The 17,739-nt window shown below is 68.3% G+C and carries 9 protein-coding genes and 2 pseudogenes; 2 read left to right on the top strand and 9 right to left on the bottom strand.

What is annotated here, in order from left to right; genetic code table 11:
- Positions 1–134: 134 nt before the first annotated feature.
- The gene (locus OR16_RS16625) at positions 135–2,087 is read left to right on the top strand and encodes a sensor domain-containing diguanylate cyclase (protein WP_006159104.1); all 1,953 of its coding nucleotides are present in this window, start codon (positions 135–137) and stop codon (positions 2,085–2,087) included.
- Between the two features lie 19 nt (positions 2,088–2,106).
- Here OR16_RS16625 and OR16_RS16620 read toward each other — a convergent pair whose 3' ends face one another.
- The 9 genes and pseudogenes from OR16_RS16620 to OR16_RS16580 form a co-directional block, all read right to left on the bottom strand.
- Positions 2,107–2,439, bottom strand: coding sequence for a hypothetical protein (locus tag OR16_RS16620; protein WP_043420061.1), 333 nt, complete (start codon positions 2,437–2,439; stop codon positions 2,107–2,109).
- 65 nt (positions 2,440–2,504) lie between these two features.
- Complete coding sequence (locus tag OR16_RS16615; RefSeq protein WP_006159102.1) at positions 2,505–6,956, bottom strand: cellulose synthase subunit BcsC-related outer membrane protein; 4,452 nt, start codon at positions 6,954–6,956, stop codon at positions 2,505–2,507.
- A pseudogene (gene bcsZ / locus OR16_RS16610) lies at positions 6,929–8,169 on the bottom strand (cellulose synthase complex periplasmic endoglucanase BcsZ). Before bcsZ ends, OR16_RS16615 begins: the two are co-directional and overlap by 28 nt.
- Positions 8,166–10,430, bottom strand: a complete 2,265-nt coding sequence (gene bcsB, locus OR16_RS16605; RefSeq protein ID WP_006159101.1) for a cellulose biosynthesis cyclic di-GMP-binding regulatory protein BcsB — start codon at positions 10,428–10,430, stop codon at positions 8,166–8,168. The pseudogene bcsZ and the gene bcsB overlap by 4 nt, the downstream one beginning before the upstream one ends.
- 187 nt (positions 10,431–10,617) lie before the next feature.
- Complete coding sequence (bcsA, locus tag OR16_RS16600; protein WP_043420059.1) at positions 10,618–12,816, bottom strand: UDP-forming cellulose synthase catalytic subunit; 2,199 nt, start codon at positions 12,814–12,816, stop codon at positions 10,618–10,620.
- 59 nt (positions 12,817–12,875) lie between these two features.
- Entirely contained in the window at positions 12,876–13,649 is a 774-nt protein-coding gene (gene bcsQ, locus OR16_RS16595) for a cellulose biosynthesis protein BcsQ (RefSeq protein WP_006159099.1), read from the bottom strand.
- Positions 13,646–14,308, bottom strand: a complete 663-nt coding sequence (gene bcsP / locus OR16_RS16590) for a cellulose biosynthesis protein BcsP (protein WP_006159098.1) — start codon at positions 14,306–14,308, stop codon at positions 13,646–13,648. The genes bcsQ and bcsP overlap by 4 nt, the downstream gene beginning before the upstream one ends.
- Before the next feature lie 61 nt (positions 14,309–14,369).
- Positions 14,370–14,825: a cellulose biosynthesis protein BcsD gene (gene bcsD / locus OR16_RS16585; RefSeq protein WP_006159097.1), complete on the bottom strand. Its 456-nt coding sequence runs from the start codon at positions 14,823–14,825 to the stop codon at positions 14,370–14,372.
- 510 nt (positions 14,826–15,335) lie between these two features.
- A pseudogene (locus tag OR16_RS16580) lies at positions 15,336–16,141 on the bottom strand (LysR substrate-binding domain-containing protein).
- A gap of 180 nt (positions 16,142–16,321) precedes the next feature.
- Between OR16_RS16580 and OR16_RS16575 the strand changes: the two are divergent.
- Positions 16,322–17,728, top strand: coding sequence for a class II fumarate hydratase (locus tag OR16_RS16575; RefSeq protein ID WP_006159096.1), 1,407 nt, complete (start codon positions 16,322–16,324; stop codon positions 17,726–17,728).
- Positions 17,729–17,739 lie beyond the last annotated feature (11 nt).

The following is a 17,739-nucleotide window of genomic DNA, read 5'->3' as shown; positions in this document are numbered from 1 at the left end:
CCTGCCGGACTCGCGCGGGGCTAGCGCTTGTGGTAGGGTTGGCGGGCCTGCAGCCTGCCGAAGCCCGACTTCCGGCAACCCTGCGGGCCGGCCGTCCAGAAGGCGCGTGCCGTCCTCCGACACCGCCGGCTCGCATGCCCCAAGTTTCGCTTTCCCTGAAGACGCGTCTCGCGCTGATTACCACGGCGCTCGCCGCCGTGCTTGGCACCGGCATCGTGCTGGCATCCCTTTATTACGCGCACGACGACCTACGCGCCGCGCTGCAAGACCAGCAGGATTCCATCGTCAAGCTCGCCGCGGACCAGCTCGACACCGCCATGGAAGACCGCATCACCCTGCTGTCCCACGTGGCGCCGCAGCTTGCAGGCGAGCTCTCCCGCCCCGCCGCCGAGCTGCGCCTGCTGCTGGAGCGGCGGATTCCCGTGCCCGGCACCTTCAATGCGTTCATGCTGGCCGATGCCCAGGGCCGCGTGTTGGCCCAGGATGGCGTGCCGGTCAACATTGCCGACCGCGACTATTTCCGCGAAGCCGCGCGCACCCTTGAACCCGTGATCACACCGCCCATCCGCGCTCGCATCAGTGGCGCAACCGGCGTGCTGGTGGCCGCGCCCATCGTCTCGAAAGAAGGCGAGTTCCTCGGCCTGCTGGGTGGCTGGCTTGATCTGTCGAGCGCCAATTTCCTGGTGGAGATCACCCACAACCGGCTCGGCACCACCGGCTTCTATTGCCTGGTATCGGGCGGGCGGATGCCAGTCTATGTGCGGCACCCCGATCCGGCCAGGGCCACGCGGCCAGCCCGCGCGCTGGGAGACACCTGCGGCGTCGACGACAACAGCAGCCGTGTCGAGTTTCTCTCGCCCGCCAGGCCGCTGATCTCGCGCTACTTGATGGAGAGTACCGGATGGGAACTGGTGGCGGTGCTGCCCGCGCAGGAGGCATTCGCGCCGCTGCACGCCATGCAGGTGCGCTTCCTCGCGCTGGCGCTGCTGTCGCTGGCGGTGGTGGCCCTGCTGATCTGGCTGACGCTGCGCCACCTGCTGGCGCCGCTCACGCAGCTGCATCAGGTGGTAAGCGACAGCGCGCACGACCTCGCGGCCTACGAGAAACTGCCGGCGCAGCAGCGTGACGAGATCGGCGATCTGGCGCGCGCCTTCGGGCAGCTGATGCATGACGTGCGCGAGCGCCGCGAGCAGCTTGACCTGAGCGAGCGCCAGTTGCGCGCAGTCACCGATACGCTGCCCGCGCTGCTGGCCTTTATCGGGCCCGACGAGCGCTATGTCTTCAACAACCTCGCCTACGAACGGACCTTTGGCATCACGGTGAAGGCGCTGCGCGGCATGACTGTGCGCGAGGTGATTGGCGACGCCCGCTATGCGCGCTCCCGGCCATTCCTGCAAAAAGCGCTGGCCGGCACCGCGGTGACCTTCGAGACCGAAGAATGCGATCCGGAGTACCACTGCGTGGAGACCAGCCTGCGCCCCGAATGGAGCGCGGATGGCAGCCACGTGGTGGGCGTGCACGTGCATGTGCAGGACGTGACGCAGCGCAAGCTGGAAACCCTGCGGCTATCGCGCATCTCCCGGCTCGACCACCTGACCCAGCTGCTCAACCGCAGCGCCTTCGAGGCATTGCTGCAGGCCGCCATGGGGCGCAGCCGCGAAGACGGCCGGCTTATGGCGCTGCTCTACCTGGACATGGATCGCTTCAAGGCCGTCAACGACTTCCACGGCCACATCACCGGCGACCTGCTGCTGCAGGCCTTCGGCCGGCGCCTGCAGCGCTGCGTGCGCGAGCGCGACACGGTGGCGCGCCTGGGCGGCGACGAATTTGCGGTGGTACTGGAGGATATCGGCGGCGCGGCCAATGCACAGCGCATTGCGCAGGCCATCGTGCATTCGGTGAGCCGGCGCTTTTTCATCGACGGCGTGTTTGCCGATGTGGATGTGAGCATTGGCGTGGCGCTCTACAAGGGCACGCCAATGCCGGACCAGGATTTGATGCGCCAGGCCGACGCCCTGCTCTACCGCGCCAAGGCGGCAGGCCGGGGCCGCTTCGAGATGGGGCCGCCGGAACTGCTGGATAGCTGACTTAGCTCACTCGGCTGACTTACTTGCCTTCTTCGAACGGCACGTGCTTGCCATCGCGCGACTGATAGCCCAGCTTGGTGTCCGCGCCCATCATCCGCTCCCATGCCACCATGGCATCCGCTACGGCCTGAGGCTCGCCCTTGAACACCAGCACATCGTTGCCGCAGCTCGGGCACTGCCCGCCAAACACGGCATCGATGCCGCGCAGGTTGGGGGCATCGATGGCATCGAAGGTACTGAACGCCGTCTTGCACGCGCCGCACACCAGTTGCGCGGGCCGCATGCCTTCGAGCCGCGCGCGGGCCTGGCCGGCACGCTCTGCCTGGCTGCCCCGTTGTTTTGCTTCACCCATGATGGACTTCCTTTGCGCAGCCGCCTGGCTGCGCTTCACTTGATAGATTCATCGTTGCGCGCCCCTCAGAATGGCGCAGGGCCAACTGCGGACTGCGGTGCCACCGGCGGGAACGCGATCTGCCCGGTCTGGCGTTGCAACGCGTAGCGCACATAAACGCCGGCATACCACTGCCGATAGTCGCGCGCGTTGTCGATGCCGAGCATGCTGCCCACAAACAGTTGCTGGGCCGCCTGGTATTCCACCGAGCCAACCAGATTGTAGGCCAGGCCGGTCTTGGACTGGCCCGGATAGACGGCATTGCCAGCCGCCGACTGGGCCGCTCGATCGGTCGGGAAATAGTCCGACGCATCCTCGCGGAACGCCTGCATGCCTAACGCGCCGCGCACATTGTAGGCCAGCCGGCCGCTGCGCCCCGCCAGCGAGAGCGGCACGGTCACGGCGAAGTAGGTCTGCGGGCTGAAGTAACCGCCCTGGCCGAAGGTGAAGTAGCGCAAGTTATCCGCGTACCCCATCGAGGTGAAGTTCACGCCGCTCATCAGGCGTTGCTCGGCGTTGTCGATCAGGCGCAGGTAGAACCCGCCACCGCCTTCCCAGCGCGTGTTGCGTTTCACGTCGTGCCCGGTCAGCAAGCCGTAGCCGCCGTAGCCGTAGATGCCGAAGTAGCCATCGTCCCAACCCAGGTCGACGCGTCCGCTGCTGTTCATCACGCCACCCCACTGCAGGCCGACGCGGTCATCGCGCACGCCCGCGTACGACAGCAAGCTGTCCGTCACGGGGCGGCGCGAGGCGCCAAGCGACAGCGTGGTGCGTTGCGTCAGCGGCAGGTTGAAGCGCACGCCGGTATTGACGTCGGTGTAGCGAAAACCCAGCGGCGTGCTGCCAATGTCAGCCTTGATGCGGTCTGATTCATAGGCCACGCCCAGCGCCACACCAAAGGCATTCTGCTGCCCGGCGGAAGTGGACTGCAGCGGCGTGCCGGCCGAGTTGACGGGCGCGCCGCCCACCGGGACAGCCAGCGGGCCGCCGCCAAAGCGCGAGGCGCTGTTGAAGTCGCTGCCGACCGAGCCGGCGTCCAGCGCGACCGGGGTCACGCGCGCCACCAGCTTGCCGTTGCCGACGGCCATCTTGGCCTCGGCCACCACCTGCATCTCGGTGAGCTGGCTCATGCCGGAGTCGCCATTGCGCCCACGCAGCACGGGGCCGCCGGCGAGCGTGCTGGTGCGCTGCGATTCGATCTCGTTGAGTTCCTGCTGCGCGGTCTTGGGGCCGCTCGGGTTGGCCTGCGAATCGGCTTCAGCCAGCCAGGGCGCGCGCGACTGCGCGCCGATCGGCTGGCGCGCCGGCGTGGCGGGCGCGGGTGCCGCCGCGTAGCCAACGGCTGCCGGAGCGGCGTATTGCGCAACGGGATACTGAGGTGCCGCGGCCTGCTGCCCAACAGGATACGGCGCGCCCGGCTGCTGGGCGGCCTGCGCGTTGGCTGGGTAGGCGGGATAAGCCTGACCTGCAGCCTGACCTGCCTGATAAGCCTGGTTGGCCGGGTAAGCCTGGCTGGCCGGATAGGCCTGCGCGGGCGCCTTGGCCGCGCGCGTATTCTTGCCGCGCGTGCCGGCGGGCGCCTGCATTGGCACGGGCGCCTGCGCCGGCTGTGGATAGTAGGCCTGCGGCGGCTGGATGGCCGGCGCCATGCCCTGCCCCGCAGCGAATACCGGTGCCGGGATGTAGGGCTGCGAGACCTGCCCGCCGGTGTTCATCATCACCGGCGCGGGCGCCATCGCGGGCTGGGGCGCCGCCGCGGCCCGCGTGGGGCCGGGCACGATCGGGTACGGCGCCTGCGACCCGGGCGGCGGCAACTGCGAGTTGCCGCGCTGACCGGGCAGGCCGACAAACGGGTTGGACGGCACGCGGTCGAATCCTGCGCCGTCCGCACGCGCGCCGCCCGGGGACATGCCCGCGGCGTTCTCTGCTGCCACGGCTGCGCGGAAGTACTCGGCGGCGCGCGAGGTCTTGCCTTGGGCGCGGTAGAGCCGCCCGGCGGCAGTCAGCACCTTGGGCGATTTGGGCGCCTGCGCCAGCGCCATCTGCAGCGTGCCTTCGGCCCAGCTGTATTCCTTGGCGGCGGTGGCGGTGCCGATCGCCGCCAGCATCAGGTCGAGGTTGCGCGGATCCTTCTCCAGCACGCTCTCATACAGTGTCAGGGCCTTCTTGTTCTCGCCCGCCTGCGCGTACATGCGCGCCAGGCTGGCGCGCACGGCGCTGTTGCCGGGGCGCTCGGAGAGCGCCGGCGCCAGCATGTCGTAGGCAGCCACGAGGTCGCCGCTCTCGGTCAGCGCATCGGCCTGGCGCACGATGTAGGCGACCCGCAGGTCGTCATAGTCGCGGCGCTGCGCGCTGCTCAGGCTCGCGTTGGCAAGCTGGCGCAGCACGCCGGCCAGCTCCACGTCCTGCTTGGTCTTGAGCAGGATGGCGGCGTACTGCAACTGCATGCCCACATCCGGGCGCACGGTGCGGCCCATCACATTGCGCATCAGCGAGAGCGCGCGCGCCTCGTCGCCCGCATCGGCGTAGGCCAGCGCCAGCGCGCCGAGCTGGTCCGGGTCTTGCTGGGCGTAGCGTTCGGCTTGCTGCAGCACGCCCAGTGCGGCGGCCTGCTGGCCAGCGGCGGCGAGCCCGCTGGCGCGGTCGGCTTCAGCGTGCACCCACAGGCGGCGCTGCAGGGTGCCCATGTCGCGGGTGCGGTTCTGCGGGGGGATGCGCTCCAGCGCGTCAAGCCCGCTTTGCCAGTCACCGGTTTCGGCGGACAGCAGCGCGCTGGCGTACAGCGCGTCCGGCATATTGGGATTGGACAACAGCAGGCCATCCATGACGCTGCGTGCCTGCTCCTTCAAGCCCATCGACGCATAGGCGCGCGCCACATCCAGGCGCACCCATGGGTTGGTGGGGTCGGCCGCCATGGCGTCCTCAAGCGCGCGGCGCGCGCCGGCGGTATCCCCGCGCTGCAAGGCGGCGCGGGCCTGGCCACGGGCCTCCTCGGCGCGCAGCTTGCCCAGCGAGCCAACCTTGTCCTGCTGGGCGGGCGTGAGATTCTGCACGATGGCGAGCGCTTCCGCGCTCTTGTTCTGCGCCGCCAGCACGCCAACCAGGCCGCGCGTGGCGTCGGGGTTGTCGGACTGCTGCTTGAGCACGCGGCGATACGCGGCTTCGGCCGGGGCGTACTGGCCTTCCTCGGCCATCACGTCGGCCAGCGCCACCTGGGCGGAAGGCTCGCGCGGGTCGAGCTTGACCGCGCGCTCCAGCAGGCTGCGCGCCTCGGCGCGGTTGCCAGCGCCGCGCGCGGCGCTGGCCTGCTCGGACAGCAGCCAGTATGTGGCACTGTTCTGCGCGCTGCGGTAGCGCCCGCCGGCACCGCGCTTGGCGGCCTGGTCGAGGAAGTCCAGCGCCTCGGCAAATTTCTCCTGCTTGAGGCGCAGCACGCCCATGCCGCCGAGCGCGTCGGCGTCGCCGGGGCGCTCCTGCAACGCTGTCTGGAACCGGTCGCCGGCGCGCTCCAGGTCGCCGGCATCCATCGCATCGAAGCCTTGCTGCACGATCTGGCGCACCGGGTTGCCGGCGGCGCCGGCCGCTTGCGAGGCTTGCTGTTGCTGCTGCTGGGCCTTGACCGCTTCCAGCTTGGCGCGGATGGTTGCGTCGTCGGGGTGGCTTGCCAGCCATGCCTGGTACAGGGGCGCATCCGCCGGCCGGCCGCCCAGCCAGGTCAGCGCCCGGCGCCAGCTCTCGCTGGCCTGGCCGGCTACGTCACTGCTTTTAGACAGCGTCTCCAGCTGGCGGATGCCGTCGCGGCGCGTGGACTCGCGATAGGTCAGGTGCTGCGCCAGCGCGAGCTGCGCGCGGCTGTCAGACGGATTGGCGCGGGCCAGCTGCTCCAGGCCTTTGCGGGCTTCTTCCCAGCCCTGTGCCGTGCCGCCCAGCGTCTGGTAGTACTCCAGCGCCAGCTTGCCTTGCGGCGCCGCGCCGCCCGCGGCTTGCTGATAGCGCTTGACCGCTTCCTCGCTCTGGCCGCTGCGCGCCAGCTGGCGTGCCTGCTCGACCTGCTGGGTTGCGCCGCCGGCGCTGATCACCTGCGTGAGGCGCGCCACCAGCGGGGAGTTGGGCTGAGCCTTCTTCAGGCGCTCCAGATAGGTGCGCGCACCATCGGGGCGGCCCGCTTCGGCTTCGGCCACGCCCATGCCGTAAAGGGCTTCGGGCTGGGCCGGATTCAGGCGCAGGATCTTCTGCCACGCCTCGGCGGCGCGGTCGCTGCGGCCGCGTTCCTGCCAGTACTTGCCCTGGTCCACCAGCAGCTTGACCGGGTCTTCCTGCGCCGTGGCGGCGGCGGCGAACGCCGTCAGCAGGCCCAGCACCAGCGTCTTTGCGCGCAGGCCCTTGCCGCGCACGGCGTGGGCAACAATGCGCTGCCCGCTCGCCGAGCGGGGGGTGTTCGCGCGTCCGTTCATGGCCGGGCGCTTGCGGTTCGACATGTCTTCTCCCACTCCAGCTCCAGTTGCCCCGAAGGCGCGAACCGGTAGCGGCCTTCGGCAAAGCCGAGGCCGAATAATCCCAATACGGTGTCGTAATACGTAGCGGCAGACTTGCCCGTGGCGGAGTCGATCATCGTCTCGGCCCGGGTGCGCTGCACCGCGGCTGCAGGCGATCCGGCCGCCTGCAGGAACGGCACCAGCGCGGCGGAGAAGCCCGTTGGACCGTCGCCATCCACGGCGCCGCTGTCCGCGTGCATGCGCTCGGGCGGTGCGGCGCGTCCCGCCATGCGCTGCGCCTGCGGCGCCAGCGCCTTCATCAGCATGCGGCCAGCGGTGTCGCTGCGCGGCGTCACGCCGGCCGCGGCGTCACGCCGGCCCACAGGTAGACGCGGATCGCGTCGTAGCTGCTGACATCGCCCTTGTCCGGGTCGGTGAGAAAGCCGGTGCCGGCTGCGTCGCTGCGGTAGGCCGACCAGTCGGGCACGATGCCCTGCCTGGCCACCGCGTCAACCAGCTTGCCGGCCTGCGTGGCAAGCGTGCCCCACGGGCCGGACGGCTCGGCTGCGGCCAGGCGGCGCAGCAACGGCACCGGTAGGTAGCTGGCATTGAGGCGCCACTGGCGCGGGCCATCGGCGTTGCCTTGGGCAAGCCCTGCGGCCGGCAGCAGCATGGTGCCAAAGCCAGGCAGCGACACCACCTCTTGCTTGGCCACCAGCTTGAGCAGCGCGCGCGCCTGCTCGCCATAGCGCGGCTGCTTCCACAAGCGCGCGGCTTCAAGCAGCGCGAAGGCAAACCACAAGTCGGCATCCGACGCGGGGTTCGCATCGATCACGCCCCACGAGCCGTCGGCCCGATGGCCCCACTGCCAGGCGGGCAGCTTGTCCAGCAGGTTGCCCGCGCCGAGGTTGGCAACGCTCCATTGCCACAAGCGGTCGAAGGTCGCGCGGTCGTTGGCCATGAGGGCAAACACCATGCCGTAGGACTGGCCCTCGGAGGTGCTTTGCTGCTCCTTGGTGGACGGGTCGAGCACGCGACCGTCGGCCTGCACGAAACGCGACAGGAACTGCCGGTACAGCGGCCACACGCAGGCGGCCGGCGCCGGCATCTTCGGCGCGCCGGCATGGGCCAGTGCAGGCCAGCCGCCCAGCGCCGCGAGCGCGCCCAGGCCGGGCACGCGCGTGAGCCATAGGCGGCGAATGCGGTTCACGCTCACGGGCGCTCTCCCTGCTTGCGGCGCGCGGCGCGTGCCCGCAGCGACAGATACATCAATGCCGCCAGCAGCAGCGCCGCGCCGCCGATCATCAGCACCATGGCGAGCGGCCGCTGCGAAAGCCACCACTGCACATAGGTCCAGGGCCGCAGCGTGCCCACGTAGTAGTTCTGCTGCGCCGCCAGGCTGTCGATCTGCTTGCCGCGCACCAGTGCCAGGCTGCCTTGCACGTGGGTGACCTGGTCGGGATCGAGCAGCACCTCGGTCATGGCCAGCAGGCCTTGCGGCGCGTTGCTGGTAACGGCCACCACGCTGCGCCCGGAGGCCAGCGGCGACTCGAACGCGCTGAGCGCGGCATCGGTGCTGGCGCTGCTGATCGACAGGCGCGCCTCTACCGGGCGGTTGCGTGTGCCGTCCGCGCCGTTCCACCAGCCCGTCACGCTCGATACCAGGTCGGTCAGCGCAAAGCGTTTTTCATTGCCGGCCAGCGTCGCCGGCATGCGCTCGGCCCACTGCGAAAACAACGGCTGGTTCTGCGTGGTGCCGATCACCAGCAGGTCGCGTGCAGCCTGCTTGTCGACCTGCGCGGCGCCGCTCACGGCCACGCCGGTAGCGGGGTATCCGGTGGATTCGCCCATGCGCCCCATCAGCGTAAGGTAGGTCGAGTAGTCCTCGGCGGCGGGCTTGTCCGGCAGGATGACCGCGGTCTCGGAGAGATCGGCCATGCGCGTGAACGGGAAGCCGCTATTGCCGAACACGGCCAGGTCCGGCAGCGCGATGAAGTGCGCAAGGCCGGTGATGTTGATGGTCGAGTCAGGGTCGATCGCGCCCTTGACGTTGTCCAGCATCACGTCCTTGCACGCGCCCTGCTTGAGGTAATCGTAATAGAAGTGGAACTGCAGCTGCGACTGCGCGGGCAGCATGAACAGCGGCAGGTCGATGCGCTCATCGACCGGCACCGAGCCATCGGGCATTACCTTGGCCAGCAGCTGGCTCGCTCGGCCATCCTGGTTCTTGACCGAGCGCAGCGCGTACGCGCGCAGGAACTGGTTGCTGACGCTGATGTTGAGGGTGGACTTGTCCACCACCGGGCGCGGCGTATAGCGGTACTTCAGGTCGATCGGGATACCCTTGCTGCGCCAGCCGAACAGGTCCGGCGGCAGGCGGAAATTCACCCGCACGAGGTCCGGGTTGTAGCCCGAGACATTGAGGTCGCGCACTTCGGCGAGCTCGCCGAAGCGCACCGGGCGGTCGCTGCGGATCCAGTTGGGCGCGTCGTAGGGCACGCGCGGCGCCACGTCTTCGAGCTTGTTGATGGTGGCGCTCTGCCCGGACAGCGCACGCGCGCCAAGCGTGAGCGCTTGCGCCGCGGTCTTCAGCTCGGCACTGTCGCGGCCCATCACCAGCAGCAGCTTGCCGTTCGCATCGCCCGGATTGGGCACCACCGCGATCGACGGCCCGCCGATGGCAGGCACCTGCACGCCGGCAGGCTTTGCTTCGTTGGTGACGAACACCACCGCGTTGCCGGTGGCGGGCACCTGGTTGAGCGAGGCGGCAAACGATGCGCCCCGATAGCCGGCCAGTGCGCCGAACCACGACGAGACCGTGCCCGCGGCTTCCAGCGTGGCCATGGACGGCGCGCCGGCGAACACAAAGGGCAGCCTCAGGCGGCCGATGTCGCGGCGATCGAAGAAAGGCAGCGGCAGCAGCGCCAGGTCGTTGGCCAGCGCCACCGGCGTGAGCGTCAGTTCCAGCGCGCTGCTATTGCCAACGGTGGCCCACAGGCTGGAGTGGAAGGGATCTTCGCAATCGGTGGTGTAGTGCCCGATCAGTTGCAGGTTGAGGCGGTTGAACTCGGTGATCAGCCGCGGCTCGATCGGTACATCGCGCTCAAGGCTGGTGCCCGCGGTGTCCTTGGGCACCGCCACGGTGCCGGCGACCTCGCCATTGACCATCACGTTGATATGCGACAGCGCCGGTATCAGCGCGGGCGAATAGGTATAGCGCAGCTTCAGGCGCGCCGCGGTCACGACCTCGTCGGCGCGGATCGAGAACGGCACGCCGTTGATGGCGTCCACGCCGCGCAGCTGGAACGGCGCGGTGGCGCCGAGCTGCTTGAGCGTGATCTGGACGGTGCGCGCGCCGCCGCGGGGCGCGGCGGCGGCCTGCGGCGCCACCGCGGCGCTCGACTGCGCGGCAACCGCGTCGCGCGTGGCATCGGGCACGCCGGCGCGCTGGGCGCCGGCCGGTGCCGCCGTCAGCATGGCGAGCGCGAAGAACGCTCAGGCGGGTCGCGGCGGGCACACGCGCGGTTGCGGTTGCGGGCGAGCGATCGGTCAGGCGTGGTGTCTTGGTCAAGCGCATTCTCTGTATTTTTTGCCAGTGGTCCGGTGCGTGGTCAAGCCCCGTCCCGAACCATTGCGGGACGCGGCGCATAGCCGACGAGGCCGATCAACGGGTAGACGCGCCAGGTTCTGGGCGGCGCAGCAGGTGGCGCATCTCGCGCCCCAGGTGGAACATCACGTTATGGAAGCCAAGCAGGCCGATGCGCAGGATCTGGCCGGCGGCCAGGCCCGGCGCATCCGGCCGCTTGCGGCCCCAGGAATCGATCCACGCGTCGGCGCGCGCAAAGGTGCATTGCACGAAAGCCATCTCCTCGCGCGGGCTCATTTCCGCCAGCTCCAGGCCAGTGTGCGTGTCGCCCTGGAACACCACCTTGGCGGGGAACATGTGCTCGTCGTTCTGCAGGTAGAGCGAAATCTGCACTTGCTCGCCCACGGACGCCTTCATGCCCGGCGGCAGCCGCATGCCGATGCCGCCCTCGGCGAAGTCGATGGTCTCGCACACCAGCGTGCGGCCATCGGCGAAGTGCAGCGTGGCCGGCAGCTTCATCGCCACCCGGTGTGCCACGCGGATCTGGCGCGTCTCGCTGGCCACCGCAATGGAGGCGCCGAGAATGATCAGGTTGTAGAACGTCCAGATCAGGTTGAGCACCACCGTGGTGGCCTCGAACTGGTTCCACAGGAACAGCCGCAGGAAACCCACCACCACGCCCAGCACGTTGAATAGCAGTAGTACCAGGTAAGGCCGCGAGATCACCCAGTCGAAGTAGGCTTCCTCGATCACGCCGCCCTTGGGCGTCACGTTGAACTTGCCGGCCGCGGGGTTGACGAACGCCACCAGCACCGGCCGCATGATGTACCACGCCAGCACGGATTCGTAGACCTCGTTCCAGAACGAATGCCGGAACTTGCCCTGGATGCGCGAGTTGGTCATGTTCGCGTGCAGCAGGTGCGGCAGGGCGAACGTGGCGATGGTCAGCGCCGAGGCCTGGATCACGTGGGCGCCAAACAGCAGGTAGGCCAGCGGCGCGGTCAGGAACACCAACCGCGGCAGCCCATAGAAGAAGTGCAGCATGGCATTGAGGTAGCACAGCCGCTGCGGGATCGACAGGCCCGGCCCGAACAGCGGGTTGTCCACCCGGCAGATCTGCGCCATGCCCCGGGCCCAGCGAATGCGCTGCCCGACGTGGCCGGAGAGGCTTTCCGTTGCCAGCCCCGCGGCTTGTGGAATCGCCAGGTAGGCGGTGCCATAGCCCTTGCGGTGCAGCTTGAGCGCGGTGTGCGCATCCTCGGTCACGGTTTCCACCGCAATGCCGCCCACTTCCAGCAGCGGCGCGCGGCGGATCACGGCGCACGAGCCGCAGAAGAAGGTAGCGTCCCACAGGTCGTTGCCGTCCTGCACCAGGCCGTAGAACAGCTCGCCCTCGTTGGGGACTTCCTGGAAGGTACGCAGGTTTTTCTCGAACGGATCGGGAGAGAAGAAATAGTGCGGCGTCTGCAGCATGGCCAGCTTGGGATCCTTGAGGAACCAGCCCATGCTGATCTGCAGGAAGGAGCGCGTGGGAATGTGGTCGCAATCGAAGATCGCCACGTACTCGCCGTGCGTGCCCTTGAGCGCCTCGTTGATATTGCCGGCCTTGGCGTGGCGATTGTGGTTACGCGTGACGTGGGTCACGCCGACCTTCTCGCAGAACTCGCGGAATTCCTCGCGCCGGCCGTCGTCCAGCACGTAGACGTTGATCTTGTCGCGCGGCCAGTCCAGCGACATCGCCGCGAACACCGTCGGCTTGACCACCGACAGCGGCTCGTTGTAGGTCGGGATGAAGATGTCGACGGTGGGCCAGCTTGCGCTATCCGCGGGCATCCCCACCGGGCGGCGCTTGAGCGGCCACGCGGTCTGGAAGTAGCCCAGCATCAGCACCACGAACGCGTAGATCTCGGCCAGCACCAGGCCGATGCCGAAGGCGGTGTCGAACCAGCCGCCCAGGCCCACCGTTTCCGTCAGGCGCCAGTACATATAGCGGCTGGACGCCGCGATCGACAGGATCACCATCATCAGCGTGGCGAGGTGGCCCTTGACCCGGTTCAGCCAGATCGCCAGCCCGAAGCACACCGCGGCAAACCCGACCTGCTGCCAGAAATCCAGCGGCACCGTGATGACCAGCGCAAACATGAACAGCCCGACCAGCAACGCCAGCACCCGCGCCGCAGCGCTATCCCAGAGGGGAAGCTCGACGAAGGCGCTGCCCAAACGCTGCAACGCGGCCGAGAGCGCGTTGGGCTTGTCGTTGCCCTTGCTTTTGACCATGTCCTTGCCCTTGGCCCGCGCGCCCCTGGGCGCGGCGGCGGCTTTTGCCTTGGCTGGCTTCACGCGGCTTCTCCGTGGGCGGCCAGGGCCTGGCGCACCCATGCAGCGCAGCGCTGCAGGTCGTGCGTGGCCTGGCTGTGAGGGTTGTACTCGAGCACGCTGCGGTCGTAGGCCAGCGCCTCCGCCACGGCCTGGTCCTGGTGGATCACGCCCAGCACGCGCTCGCCCAGCTGGGCGCGCAGCACCTGCACCACGTCCTTGCCGAGCTGGCGGCTCACGTCGACCTGGTTGATCACCAGCACGTGGCCCAGGTAGTCGGGCCGGCCTTCGCAATAGGTGCGGATCAGGTCTTCCATCAGGGGCATCGTGGCATAGGAGGCGGCATCCGGCAGCGACACCATCACGCACAGCTGCGCGCAGGACAGCGCCTGACGCATGTAAGGCGACGGACCCGGCGGCGTGTCGATCACGACGATATCGTCGCGGCCCAGGCCAAGTCCGGCAAGCTGGGCGCGCAGCCATCCCGGATGGGTGGAAAGATGCGCTTCAAACGCGGAGCGGTCCACCTCGTTGAGCGAGCCGAACGGCATGACCAGCACGCGGGAACGGCCCTTGTACGTGCTCTGCTGCCACGCTTCTTCGGCCAGCGTGGCGCGCGCATGCCCCGCGACTTCCTGCGGCGGCATGCCGAAATGCAAGCGCAGCGCGTTCTGCGGATCAAGGTCCACGGCAAGCACATGCTCGCCGGCAAGGGCCAGCGCTTCGGCCAGGTTGGCCGACAGCGTGGTCTTGCCCACGCCGCCCTTGGCCGAAACAACAGCAATAATCTTCACGAGCGATTCAGCCGATCTAGAAAAGAGCGGCGCGCGGGTGCGCGCTCGCTGGTGCTGGCCGGTTCCGGGCGGCCTTCCAGCCGGGCGAACACCTTGGACAACTCGGTGTCGGCGGCGCGAGCCGGCTCGGCCGCAGGAGCCGCAGGGGCCCAAATGCTGGCTGGCTGAGGCGTAGGGACAACGGCCGGGTTGGCTACGGCTGCCGCCGCGGGCGGCGCGGCGGGAATTTCCTGCGTTAAATGCGGCATCGAGGCCGACGCCGCCGGCGCCATGCCTTCCGGCGTGCGAAAGCGCGGCATCATCGCGGAGGCGGGCGTGCCAGTGGCCGCCGGGGTAGCCGGGATTTTCTGGGCGGCCGGAGCCTCGGCGGCACGAGCCGGCTCCGCCGCAGGCGGCAGCTCGCCGGCAGGCGGAGCAGCACGCCACAGCGGCGCAGGCGAAGCGGCCTGTGCCGTTGCCGGGCCGGCAACCTCACGCGCATGCGGCGTGGCGGGCTGGACGGGCGGCACTACGGCTGCGCGGTCGACCCGCACGGACGTCAGCAGCGGCCAACGCTCGCGCGCCTGATCCGCCGCGTCTTCGCGCACGATCTCTTTGTATGACTCCGCCTTGCCACCAAAGCGCTGGAACAGCTTGGACAAATCGTCGGATTGGCTCATGGGATCTCACTCACGCAGGGTGTACGCCGGCGCGAAAACTGCCACAGACCGCGGCAGCACTTCAACGCCCAAACCGGAATTCCACGCATCCGGTGGCATCGATCGGCGTACTTTGGCTGACCCGCAAGGCCTCGGACGAGCCGAGCATGCGGAACCAGTACTGGTACGCCCCCTCCAGGAATGCCGGCGACCAGGCGTCGGCTCCGTCCCCAAGCGCCGCGTTCAGCGGCGCGCAGTAATGCCGGACCACCAGTGCACCGCCCACATCCTCGATGCTGGTCCAGCCCCAGTCCACGTCCAGCCAGATCTGGGCGACGGCCCGTTCCAGCTCGGCGAGCGTAGCGCAGGCGCCGGGATCGAAACGTCCGGCAAAACGCGCGCCAACGCGCCACATGACGGCGCGCAGGCCAGCCACGTCCATGGTCTCGGATAGCTCTTCGGCGAGCGCCGACAGTACATCGCGCCATTGCGACGAGCAATGCCGCTCCGCGAGATATTGCAGAATTGCTTGATTCACCCCGACATCCTGTTTTTATTGCTTACAGTCAATTTTCTTCTTATTGTTGGAGCGCCATTTTCTTACCAACCCGGTTGTCTGGGCAAATGCTTTGCGAGCAACAATACTCATGTCCCATCCCAGCAACATCCAGGATAGCGGCCCCCGTGCCCCGATCCGGCCGATTTCCTGCGCAAGCAGGCGACACCGCCTTTCTCGGGCAACGCAAGCCTGACAGTTTCCGCGTCACGCGGGAACCCACCCCCTTCCAAAGCGGGGAACCGTTTACGCCGCCAGTCAAATGTCTCTACATTAGCCAGCGATGGGCTTGCGCCGGTCAGCGATCAAGCTGGACGCTGTGCCATTCCGCGCTCGATAAATCGCTGGCCAGTGCGTGCATTTTTTCCCGGCGGGGGGAATAACGCAGGGAAAAACGTGAAACGATGGACGAGGGACCCGGGGCTATAAAACCGCGCTTCGGACTAGTCAGGCATGATCTGCGCGCCAGGGCGCGCGGCCGCGACGAATGCATCAATCAGGCGCGCGCCCCGCCGCTCGCGCAAAAAATAAAAAATAGAGATACTCACTCATTTCGGCGCTACTGTCCTCAAAATCAAGCATTTTCAGGTTCGGATGGCTGGGCATCTCGTGGCGGGCGATGATGGATACCCCAAGCCCGCGGATCACTGCCTCGCGGATCGATTCCCGGCTGCCGATCTCCATCGGCGTGGCAGGCACCACGCCCGCCCGGGCCAGCATCTGTTCGGTAACAATGCGCGTGGTCGACCCTGCCTCGCGCATCAGCAGGCGGCAACCAGCCAGCGCGGCTACCGGCACCCGTGCGTGCGCGGCCAGTGCATGGCTGCGATGCACCACCAGTACGAGCGGATCCTCGCCCAGTAGCAACCGCTCCAAGCGGGGTCGTCCACCTTCTGGGAGGACGAGGCCACGTCCACGCGATATTCCTGCAAGGCATCGAGCACTTCCTGCGAGTTGCCGGTCTCGACCGTCACGTCGATGGCCGGATAGCGCGCGCTAAAGCGGCCGATGATGTCGAGCACGTAGTACGGCGCGGTGGCGCCAATGCGCAGGCTGCCCGTGCGCAGGTCGCCCGAGTGGCGCAGGAAGAAGTCGATCTCCGTTTCCTGCTGGACCAGCGCTTCGACCTTGGGCAGCAACGCCAGGCCTGCATCCGACAGCGCCAGCCGCCGCCCGCCGCGATGAAACAATTCGACGCCGTAGGCCTCCTCCAGCGCACGGATCTGGGCGGTGATGGTCGGCTGCGACAGGCCGAGCCGCTTGGCGGCCTGGGTCACACTGCCAATGCGCGCGACCATGAAGAAGGACTTGAGCTGGGCAATGAGCATGCTGGAGATGCGTGGTGATAGCGGCGTTGATTCGGGTGATGGGGCAGGGTGCCCCCGCCCGGCGGCACGGATGACGCCGTGACCACCGGGGGCGTATTCTAAAGCCCGGGATCCGTTTCCAAGCCGCCTTCGACCGAACAGGAGAATGCCATGCCCGAGCGCAAGCAGGACGCCACCCGGATCGAGACAGACAGCCTTGGCGACGTGCCGGTGCCTGCCCGGCACCTGTGGGGCGCGCAGACCGAGCGTTCGCGCCAGAATTTCCGCATCGGCAGCGAGACGATGCCGCCCGCGCTGATTGAGGCCTTCGCCATTCTCAAGCTCTGCGCCGCCCGTGCCAACCGCGAACTGCGCGTGCTCAAGCCGGAGCCGGCGCATGCCATCGAGGCCGCGGCGCAGGAGATCATCGCCGGCAAGTGGCCCGGGGAGTTCCCGCTCTCGGTCTGGCAGACCGGCTCCGGCACGCAAACCAACATGAACCTGAACGAGGTCATCGCCAACCGTGCGAACCAGTTGCTCGGCGGCGAGCCGGGCACGAAGCAACCGGTGCATCCCAACGATCACGTGAACGCCAGCCAGTCTTCCAACGACAGCTTCCCCACCGCGATGCATATCGCCGCCAACCGGGCGATCCAGTTGCAGCTGCTGCCCGCGCTGGAGACCTTGCAGCAGGCGTTAGGGCGCAAGGTAGACGCGTTCGCCGACATCGTAAAGGTGGGCCGCACGCACCTGCAGGACGCCGTGCCGCTGACGCTGGGGCAGGAGTTCTCCGGCTACGAAGCCCAGGTCGGCGATGCCCAATCGCGCTTGCTCCAGGCCATGCTGCGCGCCATGCCGGTACCCCAGGGCGGCACCGCGGTGGGCACCGGGCTGAATGCGCCCCACGGCTTTGCCGCGGCCTTCGCGCGCGCGCTGTCGGACTACACGGGCCTGCCGTTCGAGCCAGCGCCGAACCGCTACGCGCTGCAAGCCTCGCACGACGCGCTAGCCGACCTGTCGGGCGCGCTCAACACCACGGCATCGTCCTTCCTGAAAATAGCGCGCGATTTCATGCTGCTCGGCTCCGGCCCGCGCGCAGGTTTCGCCGAACTGATCCTGCCGGCCAACGAACCCGGCTCCTCGATCATGCCGGGCAAGGTCAATCCCACCCAGGCCGAGGCGCTTGCCATGGTGTGCTGCCGGGTGATCGGCAACCACACCACCGTCACGCTGGCCAATGGCCTCGGCACGCTCGAGCTCAACGCCTACAAGCCCGTGATCATCTACAGCCTGCTGCAATCGGTCACGCTGCTTGCCGATGCTGCGGTGAGCTTTGCCGAACGCCTGGTCGAAGGGTTGCAGGCGGATCGCGAACGCATCGCCGAGATGCTGGCGCGCTCGCTGATGCCCGTGACGGCGCTCAACCCGCACATCGGCTACGACCGCGCCGCCGCAATCGCCAAGCTGGCGCTCGAGCGCAACCTGTCGCTGCGCGAGGCGGCACTGGCCTCGGGACATGTCACGGCAGCCCAGTTCGATGCCTGGATCGACCTGCAGGGGATGACCAGGGAAGTATGAGGTCCGCGCGG

The organism is Cupriavidus basilensis OR16, assembly GCF_000243095.1.
Taxonomy (GTDB): domain Bacteria; phylum Pseudomonadota; class Gammaproteobacteria; order Burkholderiales; family Burkholderiaceae; genus Cupriavidus; species Cupriavidus basilensis_D.
Note: the sequence above shows the minus strand (reverse complement) of the source record. Positions and strands in the feature narration are given on the sequence as shown.

Bases quoted from the DNA above. Each gene is read 5' to 3' on its own strand.
- OR16_RS16625 (WP_006159104.1), top strand. From the start codon at position 135: ATGCCCCAAGTTTCGCTTTCCCTGAAGACGCGTCTCGCGCTGATTACC.
- OR16_RS16620 (WP_043420061.1), bottom strand. From the start codon at position 2,439: ATGGGTGAAGCAAAACAACGGGGCAGCCAGGCAGAGCGTGCCGGCCAG.
- OR16_RS16615 (WP_006159102.1), bottom strand. From the start codon at position 6,956: ATGTCGAACCGCAAGCGCCCGGCCATGAACGGACGCGCGAACACCCCC.
- bcsB (WP_006159101.1), bottom strand. From the start codon at position 10,430: ATGCTGACGGCGGCACCGGCCGGCGCCCAGCGCGCCGGCGTGCCCGAT.
- bcsA (WP_043420059.1), bottom strand. From the start codon at position 12,816: ATGGTCAAAAGCAAGGGCAACGACAAGCCCAACGCGCTCTCGGCCGCG.
- bcsP (WP_006159098.1), bottom strand. From the start codon at position 14,308: ATGAGCCAATCCGACGATTTGTCCAAGCTGTTCCAGCGCTTTGGTGGC.
- OR16_RS16575 (WP_006159096.1), top strand. From the start codon at position 16,322: ATGCCCGAGCGCAAGCAGGACGCCACCCGGATCGAGACAGACAGCCTT.